Source organism: Cellvibrio sp. 25HG11W-0 (genome assembly GCF_057815475.1).
Genome location: NZ_CM174230.1, coordinates 2817826 through 2836749, shown reverse-complemented (window position 1 = coordinate 2836749; position 18924 = coordinate 2817826). Strand labels below are relative to the sequence as shown.

22 protein-coding genes are annotated in these 18924 nt (G+C 45.2%); 18 read left to right on the top strand and 4 right to left on the bottom strand.

Features of this window, described 5'->3' with window-relative positions:
* The first annotated feature begins 19 nt into the window (after positions 1–19).
* The 10 genes from AC0KUT_RS12000 to AC0KUT_RS11955 all read left to right on the top strand — a co-directional run bounded on the left by AC0KUT_RS12000 (position 20) and on the right by AC0KUT_RS11955 (position 10643).
* A complete protein-coding gene (locus AC0KUT_RS12000; protein WP_488830179.1) occupies positions 20–1738 on the top strand; it encodes a GspE/PulE family protein in 1719 nt (572 codons plus the stop codon).
* A gap of 49 nt (positions 1739–1787) precedes the next feature.
* Positions 1788–3008: a type II secretion system F family protein gene (locus tag AC0KUT_RS11995; protein WP_488830177.1), complete on the top strand. Its 1221-nt coding sequence runs from the start codon at positions 1788–1790 to the stop codon at positions 3006–3008.
* A 7-nt stretch (positions 3009–3015) separates the two neighbouring features.
* A complete protein-coding gene (locus AC0KUT_RS11990) occupies positions 3016–3567 on the top strand; it encodes a hypothetical protein (RefSeq protein WP_488830176.1) in 552 nt (183 codons plus the stop codon).
* 192 nt (positions 3568–3759) lie between these two features.
* The gene (locus AC0KUT_RS11985) at positions 3760–4167 is read left to right on the top strand and encodes a type II secretion system protein (RefSeq protein WP_488830174.1); all 408 of its coding nucleotides are present in this window, start codon (positions 3760–3762) and stop codon (positions 4165–4167) included.
* Positions 4168–4192: 25 nt separating this feature from the next.
* Positions 4193–4624: a type II secretion system protein gene (locus AC0KUT_RS11980; RefSeq protein ID WP_488830172.1), complete on the top strand. Its 432-nt coding sequence runs from the start codon at positions 4193–4195 to the stop codon at positions 4622–4624.
* Entirely contained in the window at positions 4614–5078 is a 465-nt protein-coding gene (locus AC0KUT_RS11975; protein ID WP_488830170.1) for a type IV pilus modification PilV family protein, read from the top strand. The genes AC0KUT_RS11980 and AC0KUT_RS11975 overlap by 11 nt, the downstream gene beginning before the upstream one ends.
* Complete coding sequence (locus tag AC0KUT_RS11970) at positions 5078–5905, top strand: PulJ/GspJ family protein (protein WP_488830168.1); 828 nt, start codon at positions 5078–5080, stop codon at positions 5903–5905. The genes AC0KUT_RS11975 and AC0KUT_RS11970 overlap by 1 nt, the downstream gene beginning before the upstream one ends.
* On the top strand, positions 5895–6404 hold the full coding sequence (locus AC0KUT_RS11965; protein ID WP_488830167.1) for a pilus assembly PilX N-terminal domain-containing protein: 510 nt from the start codon (positions 5895–5897) through the stop codon (positions 6402–6404). Before AC0KUT_RS11970 ends, AC0KUT_RS11965 begins: the two co-directional genes overlap by 11 nt.
* A 3-nt stretch (positions 6405–6407) precedes the next feature.
* Positions 6408–10220 carry a DUF6701 domain-containing protein gene (locus AC0KUT_RS11960; RefSeq protein ID WP_488830166.1) on the top strand — a complete coding sequence of 1271 codons (3813 nt, stop codon included), beginning with the start codon at positions 6408–6410 and terminating at the stop codon, positions 10218–10220.
* Positions 10221–10223: 3 nt separating this feature from the next.
* Positions 10224–10643, top strand: a complete 420-nt coding sequence (locus AC0KUT_RS11955) for a DUF2721 domain-containing protein (RefSeq protein WP_488830164.1) — start codon at positions 10224–10226, stop codon at positions 10641–10643.
* A 130-nt stretch (positions 10644–10773) separates the two neighbouring features.
* On the opposite strand, the gene AC0KUT_RS11950 is transcribed toward AC0KUT_RS11955, so the two are convergent.
* Positions 10774–11304: a glycine cleavage system transcriptional repressor gene (locus tag AC0KUT_RS11950; RefSeq protein WP_488830163.1), complete on the bottom strand. Its 531-nt coding sequence runs from the start codon at positions 11302–11304 to the stop codon at positions 10774–10776.
* Between the two features lie 98 nt (positions 11305–11402).
* On the opposite strand from AC0KUT_RS11950, the gene AC0KUT_RS11945 reads away from it, so the two are divergent.
* Both AC0KUT_RS11945 and rlmM read left to right on the top strand, forming a co-directional pair.
* Positions 11403–11639, top strand: coding sequence for a YheU family protein (locus AC0KUT_RS11945; protein ID WP_488830161.1), 237 nt, complete (start codon positions 11403–11405; stop codon positions 11637–11639).
* Between the two features lie 15 nt (positions 11640–11654).
* Positions 11655–12707: a 23S rRNA (cytidine(2498)-2'-O)-methyltransferase RlmM gene (gene rlmM, locus AC0KUT_RS11940; protein WP_488830159.1), complete on the top strand. Its 1053-nt coding sequence runs from the start codon at positions 11655–11657 to the stop codon at positions 12705–12707.
* A 37-nt stretch (positions 12708–12744) separates the two neighbouring features.
* On the opposite strand, the gene AC0KUT_RS11935 is transcribed toward rlmM, so the two are convergent.
* Entirely contained in the window at positions 12745–13119 is a 375-nt protein-coding gene (locus AC0KUT_RS11935; RefSeq protein ID WP_488830157.1) for a hypothetical protein, read from the bottom strand.
* Between the two features lie 138 nt (positions 13120–13257).
* Here AC0KUT_RS11935 and tusA point away from each other — a divergent pair, with 138 nt between their 5' ends.
* Entirely contained in the window at positions 13258–13491 is a 234-nt protein-coding gene (tusA, locus tag AC0KUT_RS11930) for a sulfurtransferase TusA (protein WP_488830155.1), read from the top strand.
* A gap of 58 nt (positions 13492–13549) precedes the next feature.
* Here the strand turns inward: tusA and AC0KUT_RS11925 are convergent, their stop codons facing one another.
* Positions 13550–14251, bottom strand: a complete 702-nt coding sequence (locus tag AC0KUT_RS11925) for a hypothetical protein (protein WP_488830153.1) — start codon at positions 14249–14251, stop codon at positions 13550–13552.
* 220 nt (positions 14252–14471) lie between these two features.
* Between AC0KUT_RS11925 and pdxB the strand changes: the two genes are divergently transcribed.
* Genes pdxB through AC0KUT_RS11910 form a run of 3 tightly spaced genes read left to right on the top strand, consistent with a single transcriptional unit; the run spans position 14472 to position 17703 of the window.
* Positions 14472–15608 carry a 4-phosphoerythronate dehydrogenase PdxB gene (pdxB, locus tag AC0KUT_RS11920; RefSeq protein WP_488830152.1) on the top strand — a complete coding sequence of 379 codons (1137 nt, stop codon included), beginning with the start codon at positions 14472–14474 and terminating at the stop codon, positions 15606–15608.
* Positions 15601–16767, top strand: coding sequence for an ATP-NAD kinase family protein (locus AC0KUT_RS11915; protein ID WP_488830151.1), 1167 nt, complete (start codon positions 15601–15603; stop codon positions 16765–16767). The genes pdxB and AC0KUT_RS11915 overlap by 8 nt, the downstream gene beginning before the upstream one ends.
* Positions 16768–16773: 6 nt before the next feature.
* A complete protein-coding gene (locus AC0KUT_RS11910) occupies positions 16774–17703 on the top strand; it encodes a class I SAM-dependent methyltransferase (RefSeq protein ID WP_488830149.1) in 930 nt (309 codons plus the stop codon).
* A 112-nt stretch (positions 17704–17815) separates the two neighbouring features.
* On the opposite strand, the gene AC0KUT_RS11905 is transcribed toward AC0KUT_RS11910, so the two are convergent.
* Positions 17816–18220 (bottom strand): hypothetical protein, encoded by a 405-nt coding sequence (locus AC0KUT_RS11905; protein WP_488830148.1) that lies wholly within the window; start codon positions 18218–18220, stop codon positions 17816–17818.
* Between the two features lie 26 nt (positions 18221–18246).
* Here AC0KUT_RS11905 and tnpA point away from each other — a divergent pair, with 26 nt between their 5' ends.
* Both tnpA and tnpB read left to right on the top strand, forming a co-directional pair.
* Positions 18247–18537: an IS66 family insertion sequence element accessory protein TnpA gene (gene tnpA / locus AC0KUT_RS11900; RefSeq protein WP_488829881.1), complete on the top strand. Its 291-nt coding sequence runs from the start codon at positions 18247–18249 to the stop codon at positions 18535–18537.
* A complete protein-coding gene (tnpB, locus tag AC0KUT_RS11895) occupies positions 18537–18884 on the top strand; it encodes an IS66 family insertion sequence element accessory protein TnpB (RefSeq protein ID WP_488830146.1) in 348 nt (115 codons plus the stop codon). Before tnpA ends, tnpB begins: the two co-directional genes overlap by 1 nt.
* The last annotated feature ends 40 nt before the right edge of the window (positions 18885–18924 follow it).

Sequence of the window (18924 nt, the reverse complement as noted above, 5' to 3'; positions counted from 1 at the left end):
TTAGTATCGAGTGGTGAAAATGACATCTACAACACCTCATAAGCGTATTCGTATTGGCGACTTACTGGTCGAAAAAAATATTATCAGCGATACCCAGCTGCAGGATGCCTTACGCGAGCAAAAAATTAGTGGGCGTAAACTCGGGGCAACACTTGTAGAGCTGGGTTATGTTGAAGAAAATGCGCTGCTAAATTTGTTGTCGGCGCAATTAGAGATTCCATTCGTAGAATTAAAGCAATTCCGTTTCGATAAAGATTTAGTTCAAAAGCTGCCTGAAACCAGTGCGCGTCGCTATAGAGTTATATTGCTGCGCGAAGATGCTGATGGGTTGTTGCTAGGTATGGCTGATCCCACAGATATTTTCTGTTTGGATGAGTTGCAGCGTATTTTACAAAAAGATTTAAAACCTGCGGTTGTGCGTGAATCCGAATTGTTAGATGTGTTGGATATTGCTTACACCCGAGCCAGTGAAATTGCCAGCTTAGCAACTGAGCTTGATGAAGAGTTGCAGGAGTCGGCCGTTGATCTGGCTGAGTTTGCAGTAGACGCAGCCGATAGTGATGCGCCAGTGGTCAAATTGCTACAAAAGATATTTGAGGAGGCTATTAATAGTAAATCTTCAGATATTCATATTGAACCTGATGAAAAAGTCTTGCGTATTCGCAATCGTATCGATGGTGTATTACTTGAGCAGGTCATGAATGAAAAGCGTATTGCGACAGCCTTAGTGGTGCGCTTAAAGCTTATGTCAGGTTTGGATATTTCAGAGAAGCGTTTACCGCAAGATGGACGTTTTAATTTAAAAGTGAAGCATCACAATATTGATGTACGTATTTCTACTATGCCAGTGCAGTTTGGTGAGTCTGTTGTAATGCGGCTTCTCGATCAAACAGATGGCGTGCGAACCTTGGATAAGGTAGGCATGCCTCCCCATCTAATTGAACGTTTTCGTCGTGTTATTACTCGCCCTCATGGTTTGGTGTTGGTTACGGGGCCAACAGGTAGCGGTAAAACAACAACGCTCTACGGTGCTTTATCTGAACTTAATAGCCCTGAGAAAAAAATTATTACCGTGGAAGATCCAGTTGAGTATCGGCTGCCGCGGGTTAACCAAGTGCAGTTGCATGAAAAAATTGGTTTAACCTTTGCCAGTGTATTGCGCGCAACATTGCGGCAAGATCCGGACATTTTGTTGGTGGGGGAGATTCGTGATGCCGAGTCTGCGGAAATTGCATTGCGCGCCTCTATGACTGGTCATATGGTGTTATCGACGCTGCACACTAATGACGCCGTGACCTCTGCATTACGGTTAATCGATATAGGTGTGGATGGGTACTTAGTGGCTACAGCATTGAAAGCCATTGTTGCTCAGCGCTTAATTCGCCGTATTTGCTCTAGCTGTATTCAGCCGCATAAGCCCGATGCCAACGAACAGCAATTGTTGGCGACGATTGGCAAGGGCCGAGATTTTTCTCAACAAGTATTTAAACAGGGTGCAGGTTGTCCGCATTGCCATAATACGGGTTATCGCGGTCGTATTGGCGTGTTCGAAATGCTTGAGCTTAATGCACCTATGGCAGAAGCCCTGCGTATTAATGATATCAATGCATTTACTCGTGCTGCCTATGCGAATGAAAACTTTGTAACGCTCAGTGAGTCGGCTTTGAGTTATGCCTTAGAAGGTGTAACAAGCCTCGATGAGGTCATGGCAATCTCTGCGCAAGTAAATGAAATTTAAATGAAGGTGTATTTTATGCACTCAAACAATTCTTGCAGGATTAATCGCTATGGCGATATATGAATATAAAGGGCGCAATAATGATGGGCGACTGTTAACGGGGCAACTGGATGCTTCGTCCAAGGATGCAGCAGTGAATCAGTTGTTGGGCCGCGGTATAACACCTGTTGAGCTACAAGAGTTCGTGGAGAGTTTAAGCCTTTCGGAGCGCTGGACGCGTGCAACGAATAGCGGGAAGGTTGAAACGGTTGAGCTGATCATGTTTTGTCGTCAAATGCATACCATTACCCGCGCGGGTATCCCCTTAATAAAAGGTTTGAAGGGGTTGGCTGCCTCTTTGCGTAATTATACTTTTCAGCAGTCACTTAATGATATTGTTGAGCGTTTAGAGGCGGGTGTAGAGTTGTCGACGGCAATGCGCTATCACCCCAATATATTCCATAATTTGTTTGTGAGCATGGTAAGTGTGGGGGAAAACTCGGGTCGTTTAGATTTGGTGTTTAAACAATTGAGTGAGTACATGGAGCGTGATCTGTCGACAGTTAAGAGCATCAAAACAGCTTTGCGCTATCCATCGTTTGTTTTGATTGCTATCAGTATTGCGATGGTTATTATTAATATTAAAGTTATTCCTGCTTTCGCGGGTATGTTTTCTAAGTTCGGTGCACAGCTACCTTTGCCTACTAGAATTCTGATGAGTGTGTCAGATTTTTTTGTGAATTATTGGTTGTATATGTTGCTGGCTATAGTTGTTACCACTGTGTGGGTAATTCATTATGTGCGCACGCCAGAGGGCAGCCGTGTGTGGGGGCAAAAAAAACTCAAGATTATTGTGGTGGGGGATATTATCGAGCGCGCCTCCTTAGCACGCTATGCGCGTTCATTTGGATTGATGTTAAGCGCGGGCTTGCCGCTTTCCAACGCACTTGAGTTGAGCGCAAAAGCTATTGATAACCCTTACCTAGGCGATAAAATTCGCGGAATTCGTTCAGGAGTAGAGCGGGGTGAAGGGCTATTTCAAACGCATTTATTGAGCGGTATGTTTACGCCCTTGGTGTTACAAATGATTTCCGTGGGAGAGGAGAGCGGCCAGGTGGATGCGCTTTTAGCAGAAGTAGCCATTTTTTATGAAAGTGAAGTGGAGTATGACGTTAAGCAGCTAAGTGATCGTATAGAGCCCATTATGATTGTAATCATGGCTGCTTTTGTGACCATATTGGCCTTGGGTATTTTTCTGCCTATGTGGGATATGTACTCCATTCAAAAGTGAGGTGCTCGTGATTAAACCCTATGGCCGCGGGCGATTTGAAATATTTGTTGTGGCGTCAGCTATAAGTATTATTGCAGCCGTAGGTTTAGCCCGTTATACGCTGTTGGCACGAGATGCACGTAATCTATCTTTTGAGTTAACGGCACATCATTTTATGACGGGTGCAGCAAATTTGCGGACTCAGTGGCTTATGGCGCGTAATACAGATGGTAGGGCTGAATCTTATTTTTCTGCCTATACTGAAGGGGCAAGCAAAAATCTGTCTGGGGCGCTTATTTTTTCTTCGCAAGGCTGGCCTTTAGGGCTTGTAGCACCTTCAGCGCTAGATCGCCCCCCTATTATTGAAAATTGCTATCAGTTGTGGATGAGTTTATTGCAAGATCCTGCACCTATATCTATTGAGGGTAAAACGGTCTTGGGGAGCAATGATTATCATGTGTCGGTACAAGGTAATGCATGCCGCTATAGGCTTTATGATGAGCAGGGTGGGGATTACTATTTTGATTACTTCCCTGAGGATGGAAGGATGTTACGGCATATTTTTGGTGTAATGAAATAAGAAACAATTTGCTTATCAACTGGTAATTTCGTAACTCTACGCTATATTCAAGTTAACTGCTGTTGTTTCAGACGTTTGTAACTGGGGCTTACAAGCAGCAACTTCTGCATGGACGACCTTCAAGCGGTCTATTGATTTTTTTACCAAACACGTCGTTTTTAAAATAGTATTCATTTTGTGGAGTTACTTTATATGAAGCAACAATCTGGCTTTACATTGATCGAGTTAATCGCAGTCATCGTCATTTTAGGTATTCTGGCAGCAACGGCTTTGCCGCGTTTTGTAGATTTATCTGACGCAGCAGAAGATGCGGCCGTGAAAGGTGTGGCGGGTGCTTTAGGCAGTGCAGCAGCTTTAAATCATGCAAATAACATTGCTGATGATGCTGGACTCACGATTACAACCGCTTTGGTTTCTGTAGCGGCTTGTGATGACGTAAAGGGGGCTCTTGATGGCGGATTACCTTCTACTGATTATGTTATTACTGATGGTGCTGTTGTTGCAGGTGGGGGTATTAGTGTTGAGAAAGGGGCTTCAACGTGTATCGTTACATACAAGGGAAAAACTGGAAACTTTACCGGTTACGGCGTTACTCCTTAGTATTTTTTTTGATTTATGAGTCAAAATGAAAAACACGCATCAGGGTTTTACGTTAATTGAATTAGTTACCGTAATGATTCTGGTAGGCGTTATGTCGATTGCGTTAATGACCCGCATGGGGTCTGTTAATACAGCCGCAGTGCAAGCAGGCCGCGATGATGTCATCGCGGCCTTATTTTTTGCGCAACAGGCAGCCATGATGCGCAGTAATATTCAAGTAGTAGTGAGCAGCAGTGCTATTAGCGTGACGGAAAATGGTGCTCCGGTGCAATCACCGATTAAGTACCCCTTGGCAATGCCTTCGGGAATAAGTTTGTCATCTTCGCAGGCGGCTTTTGTTTACGATAAGTTAGGGCGTACCACAGCAGGTACTATTAGTTTGACAGGCTCGGGGAATACTCAGGGCACAAGTGCTCAAGTGGCGCTTGATGCAAGTGGCTATGCCTATGCGAATTAAATCAGAGCGACGCTTACATCGAGTAAGTCAATCTGGCGTTAGCTTGATAGAACTGATCGTTTTTATTGTGATTGTGAGTATTGCACTCTTAGCACTAACAGCTGTTTTTCAGCAGGCAACAAAAAGCAATGCAGATCCGTTGATTCGAGTGCGCACTTTAGAGGCGGCGCAATCACTTTTGGATGACATCATTGCATTAAAATATGACGGTGCAACTCCCTCTGGTGGTGTACCCGCTTGCGGTGCTATTGGCAGTGGTATCAGCTGTAACAATACGCCTGATTCTGACTTAAATGATGTGGATGATTACTCCGGCTACAGCGATACACCTTACCCCTCTTACACGCGACAAGTCACCATTACCACTAACAGTAATCGTAAACTTATTCAGGTAAAAGTGACTAATCCCTTGGGTGAATCTATTACCCTTGCGGCAGAGCGAGCAAATTTTTAATGTCGCTTACACCGATAAAAGCATTAATACCTACTCGTGCTCAGCGCGCTATCTTGTTACCTACTTCCTTTCCTAATGGTTTTACGCTTATAGAGCTCATTACAGTTATCGTGATTTTGGCGGTGATCTCATCTATAGGTACGGGTATGGTGGTGCGCACTATGGAGTCCTACCAATCTACGCAGCAGCGCGCACTTTTAGCGAATACTGCCCGCCCAGCACTGGAACGCATGACACGCCAACTGCGCGGTGCTCTGCCTTATTCAGTACGTGTGATAAATACGAATCAATGCATTGAATTCTTGCCTATTTCAGCCGGTGGAAATTATCTATCACCTGTGCCGGATCAGTTTAATGGAGTGACTGCATCGTCGAGTATTAATGTGTCTCCCTATGCTCTTGAGTTCGGGGCGGCGGAATATGTCAGCATTGGTGCAATGGGGGCTAATGAGCTTTATGGCGGCAGTGGTGGATCAATTGCAAAATATAGTACTTCTTCAGCGGCAACTCAGTTGCAGCTGACGGGCACAAAGCGCTGGCTGCGCAACTCAATCAATAAACGTTTTTATATTGTGGATAATCCGCAAGCATTTTGTGTGATAGGCGGTGAATTGCGTTTTTACCAAGGGTTGCAGCTCAATCAGGCGTCACCCTCGTTGACTGGCTCCTACGATATTCTGGCTAAGGGTATTACCGCCGCTCAACCTTTTAGTTTGGAAATGGGCAGTGAAAATCGTAATACACGTATTAATATTACATTGACCTTTGGTGAAAATAATGAATCTATCAGCTTTAATCATAGGGTGATGATTCGCAATGTACCTTAATAAAATTAATCGAGTTAGACCAAACTATGAGGCAGGCTTCCTCTTGCCGCTAGCACTATTTATCGTGGTAGTAATGGGAGTGCTCGCATTAAGTATTTCACGCACAGCCACGCAAACACAAAGTTCAAGTATCGCTGAGCTAATTAATGTCCAAACATTTTATGCAGGAGAAACTGGCGCGCAGCGCGCTATGCAGGTTCTGTTTTTTCCTGATTCGACTAGTCGTCAAGCGGTGGATGGGCGCTGTGCCAGTTTAAATCAAAACTTTAGTTTTTCAGGTATCAATGGGCTCAACCTGTGTAGTGCGCAAGTAAGTTGTCGTTGTCGCTATGCCAATGGCAGTGTGTGTTCGGCTGGTACTGCAACGAACTATTCAACTACGGCTGCAGTCGGGCTTACTATTAGCTTTTATACAATTTCTAGCGTGGCCAATTGTGGTCAAGCTGATATTAATGCTATGCGAACTATAGAGGCAAATGCCTTTTTGGAGCAGGAATAAACTATGCGACAGTTTTTTTCGAAAGCGCTTTGTTTTATTCTTTTTGGCCTATTGTTAAATGCACAATATGCGCACAGCGTTGCCTGTACAGATATTTTTACCAACGGCATTCAGGCAACGGCTACTAATGGCAATATTGCCTTAAGTTATTTCTCAAAAATCACTGGCGGCAGCGCCACACTCAAATCAAAAACCTTAACCGATAACAGCTCACTGCAAGCATGCAGTGGTTCAAGTTGTGTTGCAGCGGGTATTACGGCGACTAAATCTACACCGACTTTTTTAACCGGTAATGGCTCTGATGGCGCTATAAATCTCGGTTATAGAGGTAGTCAAAATATTAATGGTGGTCAATACACCACTATTTCAGTAGGGCAGGAGGCCAGCTTACGCTTTAATAATCCAGGCACTGGTTATAAAACCGGCGCCATGTCAACGTCTTATAAATCTGTTTTGGAGTTTAGGCCAGGTGATTATTGGATTAATGGAGATTTAACAATAGGTCAAGAAACTGAATTGAAGTTGCTTTCTGGGACTGGGCCTGTACGCATTTTTGTAAATGGCAATATTAGTTTTGGTTTTAAAGCTTATACGTCTGGTTTTTCTTCTAGTGATTTATTAATTTATGCTACTGGTTCTATTACAAGCGACAATGAGCTTACGTTAAGTGCCTATCTGTATGCTGGTGGCAATGTCTCATTAAATTATCGTTCCGTTATTAATGGTGCAGTATCGGGTGCTAATTTTACGAGTTCAGGCAATGAGGTCACAGTAAATTATCAGGGAGCTAACCTTACATCTGTTGATTTTAGCCCGTTCTGTAGTGGCGGGTCAGTCGCGCCTGTATTGCTTGGCTCTTGGCACATGGATGAGGGCAGTTGGTCAGGCGCTGCGAATGAAGTTGTTGACAGCAGTGGCAATAACAATCATGGGCGTGCACGTATTGCCGCGGGTTCAAGTAATTTGCCGACAACAGCGTCGGGCAACCCTGCATATACTAGTGGTAATCAAAATACGTGTTATTACGGGTCTTTTGATGGCGTCGGCTCACCTGCTCGTAGTCTTACGTATGTAGAGCTGACGGGCTTTCCTTCTTTACCTCAAGGTTTTACCTTTGCCGCGTGGATTAAATCCTCCAACGCTGGCGCACAGCATCAGCGAATATTGGTGCGCGATGACGCCCAAAATGGTTGGGGTTTTAGTTTGGCGGATGGCACCGGCCAACCAAAATTGCGTTTTTTTGGGCGCAATATTACAAATAATGGTGCTGTAACAGGGCAGGGCTCAAATCCTAATTGCGGTGTTTTTTGTATCGATAGCAATCCTGTTATTAGCAGTAATCAATGGCACTATGTTGCAGCTGTCGTCGATACACAAAGCAAAACAATTACCTTGTATGTTTACAGTCAAGCACGAGTTTTGTTGGCGAAAACATCAGGGGGTTATGCAGGTACTTGGACGGATGGTTCAGGCTTGGCTGCCATTGGGGGCGAAACTTCCGCATCGGGTGAGGGGCAGCAATCATCTTGGCACTTTCTCGGTAATATAGATGAGGTGAATATTTATTCAGGTGCGCTGGCTCAAGCAAGCATCGAAACCCTTATGCAAACGGTACGAACCTGTGCGGGTCCTGACCATTATGAGCTACAGCTGGCGAGTGAAACAATTGCCTGCGAAGGTGCAAAAATCAATATACGTGCCTGCGCTAACAGTGCCGTACCCTGTACGGTTGATGCCTCGGTAAATACAAATGTGACGTTAAATACCGATGGTGGTGCTTTAACCGCCTCGACCTTGACCATGTCGGCGGGTGAGGCCAGCACTGTACTTAAATACCCTGCTGCCGTAGACAACACTCTCGTTAATTTAAATTTGTCGAATGAAATTACGCTAGCAAATAATGCACGCAAGTGTTGTACGGGAAGCTCAAACTGTAACGTGTCAAATAGTTGCGCCACTACCTTTAAGCGCGCGGGTTTTATTTTCTCTAATTCACCATTAGCGAGTGGCGATATACCTAATCAAGTTGCGGGAGTGACTGATTCCAACGTCTATCTGCGTGCAGTAAAATCAAATACAAACACGGGTGCTTGTGTTGCGCGTTTCACTTCGCCGCAAACTGTTGAGGTTGCCTATCAATGTCGCAATCCAATCACCTGTATTACTGGGCAGAGCTTACTGTTGGGCGCTGCTTCAGCAAAAAGTAATGCGAATGCAGTAGCGGTAGGTAGCATTCAATATAGCAATGCGAGCCTCGCATTTGATGCCAATGGTTCAGCCAATATTCCTGTCAACTATTCTGATGTTGGGCAAGTTAAGCTTTACGCAAGGCTTGCATTACCTGACACAGTTACTGAGCCTGCTTATACTTTGACGGGTATTAGCAATGACTTTGTGGTTAAGCCGCATAAATTATTGATAAGTGCGGTGAGCACTCTGAGCAATAGTGCGAATCCAAGTAAGACCAATGAAACTGGCGGTGGGTTTGTGGCAGCGGGTGAAAATTTCAAAGTATCAGTGCAGGCGCAAAATGCGGCGAATGCAGTGACCCCTAATTTTGGTAAAGAACAAACGCCAGAAATTAATAACATGGGGTTGCTTGTGAATACCTTGGTTTATCCTGCAGGTGGGGCACTAACAGCCCTTACGAACGGCGGGAGCTTTGTTGCTGCGACCCCCGTGGGTACATTCGTCAATTCAGGTATTCAGTGGAACCAAGTTGGCAGTATAACGCTGAGAGCAAATCTGACGGATAGCGATTATTTAGGTGCAGGTAATATTCTTAATTATCCTGTCAGCGCCACGGTCGGACGTTTTTATCCTGATCATTATTTTTTAGCGGCAGCCAGTGCTACAGATATGAGTAGTGCCTTAGCGTGCACCACTGCTGGTTCTACGCCTTTTAGTTATATGGGTGAACCTAAGGTTGGGTTGATCTATGAGCTTAGGGCACGCGGTGTGGGTGGCACAATACTGAGTAACTATGATAATACCGATCAAGCTCAGTACTATGCCGCTTCTATGGCAACGCCTAGCTATGTGGCGGAAAATAACAATATTGGCAATGGTGATGCGCTGTTTAATGCAAGGTTAATCGTACCTGCAGTAACGTGGAATGACGGTGTTCTATCTCTGAACTCATCCTCGGCAACCTTTGCTCGCGCCACAGCATTAGGTGGCATCACTACGCCCGATGGCCCTTATGCGAGCTTGCAGTTTGGATTGAAACTGATAGATACATTTGATTCGCGTAGCCTTCAAAACTTGGATATGAATTCTGCTACGACAGGAGCTTGCAGTGGTGCAGGTTGCACAGCTGTTCAGTTGGGGACACCATTGAGTTTTCGCTTTGGGCGTTTGCGCTTAGATGATGCCTTCGGTCCTGAAACCGCTTCATTGCCGGTTACATTTGTTACCCAATATTGGACGGGAGGTTATTTTGCCAATAACGTTAATGACTCCTGTAGTTCAATACTGCGCAGTGCAATTAGTTACCCTGCGGGTAATTTACTAACAGCTGCAAATCTAACGGTGAATCTGACGGGAGGTTCTACTCAAGGCGTCTATGGTGGTTTGACTGCGACAGGTGTGAAATTTACAGCAGGCTCTGCGCAACATTATTTCCAACAACCCAGTGGCGGTGCTACGGGTAATTTTATTGTTGAGGTTGATTTGGCTGCTTATCCTTGGTTGCGTTTTGATTGGGATCAGAATGGGGACTTCAATAACGACTCAAAATTGCCTAAGGCAAATTTTGGTTTTGGGCAGTATCGCGGTCATGACCGCATTATTTATTGGCGCGAAAGGTTTCAGTAGCTTATGGAAATGACCATCACAACACCGAGTTTACTTTTCCCCGCAATTTCACTCTTAATGTTGGCTTATACCAATCGGTTTGTGGTTTTGGCGAATGTGATTCGGCAATTGAGTAAGTTAGAGAATGCGTCCTCTCAAGATCTTGTGGTTCGCCAAATTGACAACTTGCGTAAGCGTATGTTGGTTATCCGCAGAATGCAGGCATTTGGGGTTTTATCCTTTGTGTCTTGCACGCTCTCAATGTTTGCGCTTTTATTGGGTTGGTCGCTTATGGGCCAGTTTTTGTTCGCTAATAGTTTGATACTCCTCGTTGTTTCTTTGTTATTTTCTTTTTACGAGGTCAATATTTCTACTACCGCCATCAATATAGAGTTAGAGCGCTTTGATGAAAAACTATCCAGCAAGAAAAGTAGCCATGAATAGCTGCTTTTCTTGAAGTGGATTTTCTCGGGGGAGGGGTAATTGTAAGCGGCGTGTTAATTTTTAGGAGAAGGTGCCGCTAAAAAAGGGGTTTTAGGCTTTTTTGTGTTGTTTATCTAAGCTTCCCTCTTACTTATACCTTTTCGGTCGAGGACTCTAAGCGAATATCGATCGCCAACTCATCGGCAATTTTATCGAGTTCGTCATAGAGGTCGTTAAGATTGACAGTTTTGGGCACTTCGATGATCCCGCTTGCCTCAAACAGCGGTTCACCAGACCAAGGCATGCTCGAACACGCCGTTTCCAGCTCACCCATGTTAATATGCCGCCCTGCAAACGCTTGAGCGATCTCGAGAACTATACCAGGGCGGTCACCACCAACTACAGTGAAGCTAAATTCACGACAATCGGCCTTGGTAGTGACCAGTGCGTTTTCGATGATGATTTTGAACCCTTGCTTGTCTAGGTCTTGAAGTGCCTTTCGCAATTGCGCTTGATGCTGATCTGCTACAGCAACTTGCAATATACCGGCGAACTTTCCTGCGAGGTGAGCCATGCGGCTTTCGAGCCAGTTCCCTTGGTGTTGGCTTATCGTTTGCGCGAGCTGTTCAACAACACCGGGTTTGTCATCACAAATAACAGTTAGAATCAGTTGGGTATTCACATTGAATCCTTATTTTGTATTTAGAACCTAAGGTTACTCTGCTTGCAGATAGCAGACAAGCCATACATCTTGTCAAATAGTGAACGATTGAGAGCTGAATGATAATTCCCTTTGAACAATTATCCACTGAGGCCCTACAGGGTTTAATCGAAGAGTTTATAACCCGCGAGGGCACAGATTACGGCTGGGAAGAAGTTACACTTGCCACAAAAGTTGAACAAATACGACGCCAATTGTTGAAGCGTGAAATTATGGTGGTGTTTGATGTGGCGACTGAATCCGTTAGTTTATTAACCCGGCAGCAAGTTGCACAGCTGGATGACGAAAACATTTAATTATACGAGAAACTTGTGAATCATTTATTTTTACATTGTCGTGCGGGATTTGAAAAAGAGTGCTCAGCAGAAATAACCGAATTAGCCGGTGAACTCGGTGTATATGGTTATACCAAAACTAAGGAGAGTTCTGGTTATGTGGTGTTTATTACTCAGGAAGCTGACGGTGCTCTGAGTATTCTTCAGCGGTTGCGTTTCCGCAAATTAATATTTACTCGGCAATGGTTCGCTGGTGCGGGTTTAATCAGTGATTTGCCTGTTGCTGATCGGGTAACGCCATTACTGGCAGCAGCAGAGGCATTGCCAGTTGGATTCGAGCTTGTTTTGGAAACCGTTGATACTAATGATGGTAAAGAGCTTTCTGGTTTAAGTAAGAAATTTACTGCGCCCTTCAGTAAGGCGCTTAGAGCTAAAAAATTATTACAAGATAAAAGTGGCTGGCGATTACATTTGGTATTTATTACTGGCACTCAGGCCTTCTTAGGTGTTAGTCAAGTTTATAATAGTTCACCTTGGCCTATGGGTATTGCGCGCTTACGTTTACCGAAAGAAGCGCCTAGCCGCGCAACGCTGAAGCTCGAAGAGGCTTGGCATCATTTTATTCCGGCTGATGAATGGGATACACGTTTGGCATCGGGTATGCGCTCTGCCGATCTGGGTGCGGCACCCGGTGGCTGGACTTGGCAGCTTGTGCAGCGCGGTATGTATGTAGAGGCTATTGATAACGGTCCGATGGATAAGCGACTCTTGGAGTCAGGCCAGGTATTGCAGATTTTGATGGATGGTTTTTTGTATGAACCTAAGAAACCATTGCATTGGTTGGTGTGCGATATAGTTGATAAGCCCGCACGGGTTTCCAGCATGATTATCCGCTGGTTTACTAAAGGGTATTGCCGTGAGGCTGTATTTAATTTAAAGCTACCTATGAAGCAGCGTTATCTTGAAGTTAAAAAGTGTGAGCAGCGGATTATGGCTGAATTAGAGAAGGCGGGTATTAAAATAGAAATACAATTTAAGCAGCTTTATCATGATCGTGAAGAGGTGACTGGTCATATACGTGTACTTTAAACACGTCTAAATGCTCTGTGCGGAGTGTTCTGTAATTTTACTGATAACACGTGCGGTCGTGCTCATCAGGCGAGGTGTGTTCTAAGACCCATTCGGTCAAGAGTACCCAGTCTTCTATTAAGTCGCGTAGCATTCGCATTTGTTCAGGAGGTAAATCTTTTCTTTGCAACGACTTATGGCCTATGTCGGTGAGTGCGGAAATTATTTTACCAACTGTATGGGCTTTAAGTGAGTGCAGTAACTCTGTGTTGCGCAACATTTCGCCCGTATAGGAGCCGTGAAGCTCCTGAAAGGGAGCTATCTTGATAGTGTCCATGGTGTTTTTAATGGCGTGAGCCAGCAGCGGGTGCTGCACATGTAACAGCCTAAAGCTGAACTCCAGTGCTTGGCGGCTGAAATAGTCTGTTGGCATATAATCGCTGTTTGAATTCCGAGACATCGAACTAGGTTCCCCGGTTAAAGAAATGATCCTTGTGGCCTTTTTATCCATTAGCCTAAGCATAGTCATCAAAGTGTTATTTGCTCAAAATTTAATAGAAGATTTAAAACTATGAATGACACAATTAATAAATATTTAGATACGTCTGGATTGCTTTGTCCAGAACCCGTCATGCTGTTGCATAAAATGGTGAGGACTGCGCAAGTAGGAGAGCTGATTGAGGTGAAGGCAACGGATCCATCTACACTGCGCGATATTCCTAAGTTTTGTCATTTTCTTGGTCATGAGCTGGTCGAGCAAAAACAGATAGAAAAGGGCTACTTATTTTATATTCGTAAAAATTGACGCATAAAAAAACGCCGCTGCTGCGACGTTTTTTTATGGTCAAAGATATATATTTAAGCTATTGAATGCCATCAACTAAAAGTGATATGGCGGCCAAGGCTTCTGGATCTTCCGCTTTAATTTTATTCGCAATTTGGTGTTGAAAGAAATAGCGAAAGTTTTCACTAGTCTGAGCTTCGTAAAGGCACTCATCACCTGGAAGCACGGGTGTGCTTACCACTTTTTCCAAATCAGTTAGCATGGCGTAAATGCTGCCATCAAAATGCAGGCACCAGCTTACGACTTCTACTAATGCTAAGCGTTTGGTATCTGCTATGGATAAAACAGCGTGAGTACCTATAGTGTCTGGCAGCTCTTGGATAACATCGTCACCGCTTTCACATTGCACCTCGTAGTAATCAGCGGCTGTTTCCAGCTCAATGATTTTGTGCATAGGTGCATCAAAGAAAACTTCGTCAATACCCGGGTCGTAATAACCTTCCCAGTGACCATTAAGCGGATCGCAAAGTTGGGGGCAGGGCACAATATCATTGAGCCAAGGAACTAGGCCTACAACTTCGCCGTTGGCGCGCAGCCCCCAACAGAGAACTTTGAGGCTAAAGAGTTTTTCGGAGCTGCTGTCATTGGAGTAGAGCATTTCCAAACCATCTAATTCAGGAGAGAGGCGGATAAAGCGCTCATCGTGAATAGCGGAGTAGCTCTTTTTGGTGAAGAGATCAACGACATTATCCATGTTGTGACCAGTGTTCGAGGTCTTCATAATACCACCCCCTAAATTGAGGCGAGAATTAGGGTGAACCTAACCCCCCGAAAGATGGTTTTAACGTCACCATCACTATATAAGGTATATGCTAAACCCCCAAAGCACAACTGCTACGCTAAGATTTTTTATAGCGGGCTGTTGTTTGGCGCTTTAGTAATCTACAAAATGTGTATAACAACATCCATTGGGTGCGATTTGAGCAATTAAGCGAGTGTTTATGAAGATAGTAGCGGATGAAAATATCCCCCTCATTGAAGAGTTTTTTGGTCGCCTCGGCGAGGTAATTCGCCTGCCTGGTCGGCAGATGACCGCAGCAGATGTGCAAGATGCTGACGCCTTGATCGTGCGTTCGGTTACACCCGTAAATAAAGCGCTCTTGGCCGGCAGCAAGGTTAAATTTGTCGGGACTTGTACTATAGGCGTCGATCATTTAGACCAGAGTTATTTTGCCGAGCGCGATATCGCGTGGTCAAGTGCGCCCGGCTGTAATGCCAACTCGGTAGTGGAGTATGTTTATTCAGCACTTACGCAGCTGGATATCAATTGGTTGGAGCACAAGGTTGGCATTATTGGTTGCGGCAATGTGGGCGGGCTTTTGTATCAACGTTTGCGCGCTCAAGGTGTTGAGTGCGTTTGTTACGACCCCCATAAAACCCGCGCTGAAATTGCCGATTTGGGCACACTTGATGAGGTTTTGGCTTGCGACCTTATCAGTATGCATACACCTTTGGAGTTAACGGGATCGCATCCGAGTTTTCATCTGTTGGGTCTTAAAGAGTTGCGCCAACTTAAGCCTAATGCAGTTTTAATTAACTGCGGTCGGGGTGCGGTGATCGATAATCAAGCGCTACTGCAAGTATTAAATGAGCGGGCTGACTTACAGGTAATTCTCGATGTGTGGGAGCCTGAACCCGCTATTTCTTTAGAGCTGTTAGATAAAGTCAAAATAGGCACACCGCACATTGCCGGTTATAGCTACGACGGTAAGCTCAAGGGCACTGAAATGATATATCAGGCTTTTTGTCGACATTTCGGCATAGAGCCTAAGGCGTCTCTCGCCGAATTGGTTCCATCTTTGGCCGACAATCATCTGCACGTTGCCCGCGTAAGGGATTCATGGTTGGATGCTACCAGCCTTATTCAGCAGGTTTATAGGGTGGCGCAAGACGATGCAAATTTGCGGGCCTTAGCACAAGAGGCAATTCAGCAGGGGGCAAACTTTGCGCTCGGTTTTGATGGTTTGCGTAAGCACTATGCGGTGCGGCGTGAGTTTCACAACTATGAAGTGCCTTTAGCAGGCGCGACAGAGCAGGAAAAAAACTGGTTAGCTGCCTTAGGTTTCCGCTGTGTTTAAATTGGGGTTGATAATTAATCCCTATGCGGGCTTAGGCGGAAGTGTCGGTTTAAAAGGTTCTGATGGTGAGGTCATACGTACAGAGGCGCTGGCGCGTGGCGCAGAGCCGCGTGCGATGTCCCGTATGCAGCGCGCGCTTAATCAACTCTTGCCCTATAAAGAGCAGATAGAAATTTACTGTTATGGCGGCGCCATGGGTGAAACCTCTGCCCTTAGCTTAGGTTTTAATACTCAATGTGTAGGCGCCGCTATGAATGAGCCGACACAGCCAGAAGATACCTGCGCTGCCGCACGCGCGTTGCAGCATGCGAGTGTTGATTTAATCCTGTTTGCCGGTGGCGATGGCACGGCGCGTTTAATCGCTGATGTGATTGGTACAAGTCAACCCGTGCTTGGCGTGCCTTCCGGCGTAAAAATGCACTCAGGCGTTTATGCGGTAGCACCCGAGTCTGCAGGTGAAATTGTGCAGCACATACTCAGCGGTAAGTTAGTCAATATCGCCGAGCGCGAAGTAAAAGATATTGATGAGAACGCTTTTCGCAATGGCCAGGTGCGCGCGCGTTTTTACGGCACGCTTATGGTTCCGGAAGATTCGCAACGCTTGCAGCAAGTCAAAAATGCGGGCACCGAACGCGACGAGCTAGCGCAGCTGGATGCGGCTCAAGAAATGATAGGGCAGGTGCAGGCAGATACACTTTACATTGTCGGCCCTGGTTCAACTACGCACCTTTTTTTACAGGAGCTGGGTTTAGACGGCAGCCTTTTAGGTGTGGATGTGCTGTTAAATAATCAACTTATTGCGCAAGACGTGGGTGCAGCCTATCTACTCGAATTAGCGGCGCAGTATGCAGAAAAAAAACTTTTGGTAAAATTAATCATTACAGCCATAGGTGGGCAGGGGCATATCTTTGGGCGAGGTAATCAACAGCTATCGCCTGAACTCTTGCGCCGTATTGGTAAGGAAAATATCCACATTATCGCAGCGCGCGGAAAAATACTGGCGCTCAATGGTCGCCCCTTGTTGGTTGATACCAATGATGTGAACTTGGACCGTGAATTGCGCGGCTATTGGCCAGTCATTGTCGGCTATGGTGATACCATCATCTATCCTGTGGGCTATGAAGCGCTTAGCGACAACCCTCTTGCAAACAACCATTAGGTACACATGCAGATTATTTTAGAACGCCTAGCTCTTTTAAACGCAGCCATTAAGCGCAGCATCAAGATTGACAGCTATAGAGTTTTCCATGGTCGTGGCCGCTGCTTTCCTGATTTAGAATTCATCACCATTGATTATTACCAGCCTGTTATTTTAATTACGCTCTTTGCCGAGCCGCCCGTAAATGTTGTGGCTGAGTTACAGGCTTATATTTCGCGGGAATTTGAAAATGGCACCATTTTATTGTTACAACGTCGCTATCTTCAGGGGGCTCCCAGTGAAATATTACTTGGCAGCCTACCCGAAGAAGTTTTCGCGCGGCGCGGCGCTCTGGTGTTTAATTTGCACTTGGCGCGCCAGCAAAACAGCGGTTTTTTTCTGGATATAGAGCCCGCACGGCAATGGTTAGAACAGCAGGCAACAGGCAAGCGCGTACTAAATTTATTTGCCTACAGCTGCGCGTTTTCGCTAGTAGCCATAGCCGCTGGCGCCGAAAAAGTCGTGAATGTGGACATGAGCAGCGCCGCGCTCAATTTAGGGCGCGACAATCACCGCTTAAATGGCTTGCCGAAAGAGCGCAGCGAATACCTTGCCGAAAATATTCTAAAATCCTGGAGCCGCATTAAAAAACGCGGCCCCTATGACCTAGTTATTATCGACCCGCCCTCCTACCAAAAAGGCAGCTTCATCGCCCATAAAGACTACGCCAAAGTCGTGCGCCGCTTACCCGAGTTAATGCCTGAAGGCGGCCTAGTATTAGCCTGCCTAAATGCCCCCGAGCTCAGCGAAAGCTTTTTGCGCGAGCAGTTTGCAGAGCAGTGTCCAAGCGCTGAATTTATGGAGCGACTAGAGTCCCATGTGGATTTCCCCGATGTAGACCCAGAGCAGCAGTTGAAGCTTTTGGTTTATAAAGTAGCTGCTTGCATTGAGGGGTAATGTTTATTTGCTGGTGGGTTCCCTCAATTGCTTTCGATGAGTAGAATACGCAATTTAATGAAAAAGCAAAAGGTTAGACGCGACCCTGTTGCTCCGCTTTAGGTTTTTCAATTCAATCCTTAAAAGCCGAATCGATCTCTGCGTAAAGAGGGCTTATTTTACGATAGTCATTACTGAAGTTGTCGAAACAAGCAATACTTGATGGGGCATCAAAAATAGTTTTACTTCTATCAAATTTTGAATAATGAAAAATACTGTATTTTACTGATGCGACTTTATTGGAAATATCAAAAATTTCATACCCAGATTTTACCAGTCTGGTTTCATGCATAAACTTAATATTTATCACCCTCCACTCATAATTTAATGTCATTGATAAATTAGATGGGCTTTTCTCATATGATGAATCTTTTTGTGGGTGGCCTCCTATATACTTAATATCATAAAAATTTCCATTTTCATCCTTGTATCGTAAGCGTCCAATAAAGCACACATTCCCATTTTGGCCACCAATCATTAGCCTAATCCTTTTTCAACAGAGGAATGATGATGGCCAGATTAACACAAGAGCAATGGCGAGCACTGATTAAGGAGCAAGCCGCCTCAGGACAAACCGCGAAGGCATTTTGCGCAGAGCGCGAGATTGATAATAAATATTTCAGTACACGCAAAAAGCAATTGGCGACGCAACCCGCAGAAAATCGCTTTGTTGCGATAACGACAAAACCCCTCGAAAACCAAAGTATTCAGCTTCACATCGGTGCCACACAGCTGCGTATGCCCACGGGAGTATCGGCGCAATGGTTAGCGGACGTTATTAAGGCGCTTGCATAATGCGCTGCTTTGTTGATCCGCCTGCTATTTTTCTGTACAAGGATGCTATCGATTTTCGCAAATCCATCAATGGCCTCGTCGTAGTGATAGAGCAAGCGTTGGAGCGCTCGGCATTTGAGCCTGCGCTGTATGTATTTTGTAATCGCTCGCGCGATAAACTGAAAATTCTTTATTGGGATGCTACAGGCTTTGTACTCTGGTACAAACGTTTGGAAAAAGCCCGCTTTAAGTGGCCAACACAAATTCAAACTGCAACACTTACCTTGAGTGAACAACAATTACAGTGGCTGCTAGGCGGTTATGATGTGATTGGGCATCAACCGGTATTTTTTCAGCAAGCCAGTTAATTATTTTGATGTAACCTCGGTGGTCGTAGTAAAATACGGC

Excerpts from the sequence above, each read along its gene's own strand:
- AC0KUT_RS11955 (WP_488830164.1), top strand. The coding sequence starts at position 10,224 with ATGGAAATGACCATCACAACACCGAGTTTACTTTTCCCCGCAATTTCA.
- AC0KUT_RS11925 (WP_488830153.1), bottom strand. The coding sequence starts at position 14,251 with ATGAAGACCTCGAACACTGGTCACAACATGGATAATGTCGTTGATCTC.
- AC0KUT_RS11970 (WP_488830168.1), top strand. The coding sequence starts at position 5,078 with ATGTCGCTTACACCGATAAAAGCATTAATACCTACTCGTGCTCAGCGC.
- tnpA (WP_488829881.1), top strand. The coding sequence starts at position 18,247 with ATGATGATGGCCAGATTAACACAAGAGCAATGGCGAGCACTGATTAAG.
- tusA (WP_488830155.1), top strand. The coding sequence starts at position 13,258 with ATGAATGACACAATTAATAAATATTTAGATACGTCTGGATTGCTTTGT.
- AC0KUT_RS11985 (WP_488830174.1), top strand. The coding sequence starts at position 3,760 with ATGAAGCAACAATCTGGCTTTACATTGATCGAGTTAATCGCAGTCATC.
- pdxB (WP_488830152.1), top strand. The coding sequence starts at position 14,472 with ATGAAGATAGTAGCGGATGAAAATATCCCCCTCATTGAAGAGTTTTTT.
- AC0KUT_RS11935 (WP_488830157.1), bottom strand. The coding sequence starts at position 13,119 with ATGCCAACAGACTATTTCAGCCGCCAAGCACTGGAGTTCAGCTTTAGG.
- AC0KUT_RS11980 (WP_488830172.1), top strand. The coding sequence starts at position 4,193 with ATGAAAAACACGCATCAGGGTTTTACGTTAATTGAATTAGTTACCGTA.
- AC0KUT_RS11905 (WP_488830148.1), bottom strand. The coding sequence starts at position 18,220 with ATGATTGGTGGCCAAAATGGGAATGTGTGCTTTATTGGACGCTTACGA.
- AC0KUT_RS11910 (WP_488830149.1), top strand. The coding sequence starts at position 16,774 with ATGCAGATTATTTTAGAACGCCTAGCTCTTTTAAACGCAGCCATTAAG.
- AC0KUT_RS11995 (WP_488830177.1), top strand. The coding sequence starts at position 1,788 with ATGGCGATATATGAATATAAAGGGCGCAATAATGATGGGCGACTGTTA.
- AC0KUT_RS11960 (WP_488830166.1), top strand. The coding sequence starts at position 6,408 with ATGCGACAGTTTTTTTCGAAAGCGCTTTGTTTTATTCTTTTTGGCCTA.
- AC0KUT_RS11975 (WP_488830170.1), top strand. The coding sequence starts at position 4,614 with ATGCGAATTAAATCAGAGCGACGCTTACATCGAGTAAGTCAATCTGGC.
- tnpB (WP_488830146.1), top strand. The coding sequence starts at position 18,537 with ATGCGCTGCTTTGTTGATCCGCCTGCTATTTTTCTGTACAAGGATGCT.
- AC0KUT_RS12000 (WP_488830179.1), top strand. The coding sequence starts at position 20 with ATGACATCTACAACACCTCATAAGCGTATTCGTATTGGCGACTTACTG.
- AC0KUT_RS11965 (WP_488830167.1), top strand. The coding sequence starts at position 5,895 with ATGTACCTTAATAAAATTAATCGAGTTAGACCAAACTATGAGGCAGGC.
- AC0KUT_RS11945 (WP_488830161.1), top strand. The coding sequence starts at position 11,403 with ATGATAATTCCCTTTGAACAATTATCCACTGAGGCCCTACAGGGTTTA.